Raw genomic sequence first — 645 nt, forward strand, 5'->3', positions numbered from 1 at the left:
GCCCCGGCTACCGCACCGGCGACCTCGTCGCCGTCCTCGCCCAGAACGCCGAGGACCAGCTCACCCTGGGCCCCGGCGGCGTCAGCGTTCGCCGGATCGTGCGCGCCGCCCCGCCCACGTCGTCCTGGAAACCGCGCGGCACCGTCCTGATCACCGGTGGCCTCGGTGCCGCGGGCGCGCACACCGCCCGCTGGTGCGCCGAGAACGGGGCCGAGCACCTGCTCCTGCTCGGCCGCCGCGGTCTCGACACCTCCGGCGCCGAAGACCTCCGCGACGAACTCACCACCCTGGGCGCCCGGGTCACCGTGGCCGCCTGCGACGCCGCCGACCGCGACGCTCTGACCGCCCTGCTCGGCGAGCATCCGGTCGACTCCGTTATCCACACCGCGGGCGTGCTCGACGACGGTGTCGTCACCGCGCTGACTCCGGAGCGGATCGCGAACGTGCTGCGGCCCAAGGTCGACGCGGCCCGGCTGCTGGACGAGCTGACCGGTGAGCTGGACGCGTTCATCCTCTTCACCTCGGTGTCCGGCGTGACCGGGAGCGCGGCCCAAGCCCACTACGCGGCCGCCAACGCGGAGCTCGATGCGCTCGCCGCCGACCGCCGCGCTCGCGGCCTGCCCGCCACGGCCATCGCCTGGGGCG

General features: G+C 75.5%; 1 protein-coding gene. It reads left to right on the plus strand.

The genetic code is table 11. The features are described from left to right. Positions 1–645: SDR family NAD(P)-dependent oxidoreductase (locus SACPADRAFT_RS27110; protein ID WP_157577148.1), on the plus strand; the 645-nt coding region annotated here is incomplete at both ends.

The organism is Saccharomonospora iraqiensis subsp. paurometabolica YIM 90007, from assembly GCF_000231035.2.
In the GTDB taxonomy this organism is placed as follows: Bacteria; Actinomycetota; Actinomycetes; order Mycobacteriales; family Pseudonocardiaceae; genus Saccharomonospora; species Saccharomonospora paurometabolica.